Source organism: Aurantiacibacter odishensis, assembly GCF_003605195.1.
GTDB classification, from domain to species: domain Bacteria; phylum Pseudomonadota; class Alphaproteobacteria; order Sphingomonadales; family Sphingomonadaceae; genus Alteraurantiacibacter; species Alteraurantiacibacter odishensis.
Genome location: NZ_QYOS01000007.1, coordinates 1 through 3241, shown reverse-complemented (window position 1 = coordinate 3241; position 3241 = coordinate 1). Strand labels below are relative to the sequence as shown.

The window sequence follows — 3241 nt, the reverse complement described above, 5'->3', positions numbered from 1 at the left end:
TTGTGGCCAAGCCCTTCCAGTTCCACCGCGTCCAGCGCCGCAATCTGAAGGTCTGCCGCCTCGTCGCGCGTCCTGCCCCATGTCACCAGCTTGGCGATCATCGGATCGTAGAAGATCGACACCTCGCCGCCTTCCTGCACACCTGAATCGAACCGCACACCGTCCACACCGCGAAGGTCGCCCGCCCACGGCTCGACCGGGGTGGCATAGCGCACCAGTCGCCCGGTGCTGGGCAAGAAGCCGCGATAGGGGTCTTCGGCATAGATGCGGTTTTCGATCGCCCAGCCGTCGATGCCGATATCGTCCTGGCTCATCGGCAGCTTTTCGTCCGCCGCCACGCGGATCATGTATTCCACCAGATCAATACCGGTGATGGCTTCGGTGACGGGATGCTCCACTTGAAGTCGGGTATTCATTTCGAGGAAGTAGAAGCTCTCCCCCGTCGGGTCCGCGCCCGACACGATCAGTTCCACCGTCCCTGCCGAGTGATAGCCCACGGCCTTGCTGAGAGCGACGGCCTGCTCGCCCATCTTGCGGCGCATTTCGGGCGTGACGAAGGGCGACGGCGCTTCTTCCACCACCTTCTGATGGCGACGCTGGATAGAGCACTCGCGCTCATTCAGATACAGCACCGTGCCGTGCTTGTCGCCCAGCACCTGTATCTCGATATGGCGCGGGTCCTCGATGAACTTCTCGATGAACACGCGGTCGTCACCGAAGGAGTTGAGGCCCTCGCGCTTGGTCGCCTCGAACCCTTCCTCCACGTCCTTGTCGTTCCATGCAAGCCGCATGCCCTTGCCGCCGCCGCCTGCGCTGGCCTTCATCATCACCGGATAGCCGATTTCGTTGGAGACTTTCAGCGCCTCTTGCGTCGTATCGATGGCATCTTCGGAGCCGGGCACGGTGTTGACGCCCGCCTGCTTGGCCAGCTTCTTGGACTCGATCTTGTCGCCCATCGCGGCAATCGCGCTGGCTGGCGGGCCAATGAAGGCGATGTTCTCCGCCTCCAGCGCCTCGACGAAACTGGCGCGTTCGGAGAGGAAGCCATAGCCCGGATGCACCGCCTCGACCCCGGTCTGCTTGCAGGCGGCGATGATCTTGTCGGCGAGCAGGTAGCTCTCATTGGCAGGTGGCGGCCCGATGTGGACGGCCTCGTCGGCTTGTCGCACGAAGGGGGCGCGCGCATCGGCATCGGAATAGACCGCCACGGTCTCGATACCCATGGCCTTGGCCGTCTTGATAACCCGGCACGCGATCTCGCCCCGGTTGGCGATGAGGATTTTTGTGAACATGATTACTGCGCAGCTTCCATTTCGTCATCGGCAGGCGGCATGTTGTGGCCGAGCAGCCTTAGCAGGTCTGCGGCTGCTTCCACCACGTTGGTGCCGGGGCCGTAGATACCCTGCACGCCGGCCTTTTTCAGGATGTCGTAGTCCGTCTGCGGGATTACGCCGCCTGCCACCACCTTGATATCGGCGCGGCCTGCATCCTTCAGGTGTTCGATCAGTTCCGGGATCAGCGTCTTGTGACCGGCGGCCAGCGATGATGCGCCCACGGCGTCCACCTCGTGCTCCAGCGCCATCTTCGCCGTTTCCTCGGGCGTCTGGAACAGCGGGCCGCTGATCACCTCGAACCCCATGTCGGCAAAGGCAGATGCGATCACGTTGGCGCCGCGATCGTGCCCGTCCTGACCCATCTTGGCGACGAGGATACGGGGCTTGTGATCAAGGCGGCGGCCCACGGCCTCCACCCCCTCCACCACCTGCGCGTAACGCGCGTCGCCTTCGTAGGCGCTGGAATAGACGCCCTTCACCGGCGTGGGGATCGTGTCGTAGCGACCGAAGGCCTTCTCCATCGCGGCGGAGATTTCGCCCAGTGTCGCATCGTGGCGCGCGGCTTCCACGGCCAGCGCAAGCAGGTTGTCGTTGCTTCGAGCACCTTCGACCAGCGCCTCGAGCGCCGCCTGGCAAGCGGCTTCGTCGCGGCCTTGGCGCACCTTCTCGATGCGGGCGACCTGCGATGCGCGGACCTTGTGGTTGTCGATATCGAGCGTATCGATCGGGTCTTCCTCGGCCTTGCGGTACTTGTTGACGCCGACGATCACCGTCTCGCCCTTGTCGACCTTGGCCTGCTTCTCGGCAGCGGCGGATTCGATCGCCGCCTTGGGCGCGCCGCTGGCGACGTAGGCGGTCATGCCGCCAGCCTCGTCGACTTCGGCCAGCAGTTCGCGGGCCTTGTCGGCGATCTGTTTCGTCAGCGCCTCGATATAGTAGCTGCCACCCAGCGGATCGGCGACGTTGCAGATGCCCGTCTCTTCCTGGATCACGAGCTGCGTGTTGCGCGCGATCCGGGCTGAGAAGTCGGTCGGCAGCGCAATGGCTTCGTCCAGCGCATTGGTGTGCAGCGACTGCGTGCCGCCCAGCACGGCAGAGAGCGCCTCCAGCGTCGTGCGGATCACGTTGTTGTAGGGGTCCTGCTCCTGCAGCGATACGCCCGAAGTCTGGCAGTGCGTGCGCAGCATCTTGGACTTCTCGTTCTTCGCGCCAAGCTCGGTCATCACCTCGTGCCACAGCAGGCGCGCGGCGCGCATCTTGGCGATCTCCATGAAGAAGTTCATGCCGATGCCCCAGAAGAACGACAGGCGCGGCGCAAAGGCGTCGATATCGAGCCCCGTTTCCATCGCGCGCTTGGCGTATTCCTTGCCGTCGGCAATGGTGAAGGCGAGTTCCTGCACCGCCGTCGCCCCTGCCTCGTGCATGTGATAGCCGCTGATCGAGATCGAGTTGAAGCGCGGCATGTGCGCAGATGTGTAGGCGATGATGTCCGACACGATCCGCATCGATGGCGCTGGCGGATAGATGTAGGTGTTGCGGACCATGAACTCCTTCAGGATGTCGTTCTGGATGGTGCCGCTGAGCTTTTCCTGGCTGACCCCCTGCCGCTCTGCCGCCACGATGTAAAACGCCATGACCGGGATCACTGCCCCGTTCATGGTCATCGATACGCTCATTTCTTCCAATGGGATCTGATCGAACAGGATCTCCATGTCGCGCACGGTATCGATGGCGACACCCGCCTTGCCCACGTCGCCGCGCACGCGCGGGTGATCCGAATCGTAACCGCGATGCGTGGCAAGGTCGAAAGCGACCGAGAGGCCTTTCTGACCCATCGCCAGGTTACGGCGATAAAAGGCGTTCGATTCCTCCGCCGTCGAAAAGCCCGCATACTGCCGGATCGTCCA

The 3241-nt window shown here is 63.3% G+C and carries 2 protein-coding genes; both read right to left on the bottom strand.

The window, feature by feature from the left end:
• The coding region (locus tag D4Q51_RS00095) for an acetyl-CoA carboxylase biotin carboxylase subunit (RefSeq protein ID WP_120075317.1) at positions 1-1292 on the bottom strand (1292 nt) is incomplete at its 3' end.
• Positions 1293-1294: 2 nt separating this feature from the next.
• The coding region (gene scpA, locus D4Q51_RS00090) for a methylmalonyl-CoA mutase (RefSeq protein WP_120075315.1) at positions 1295-3241 on the bottom strand (1947 nt) is incomplete at its 5' end.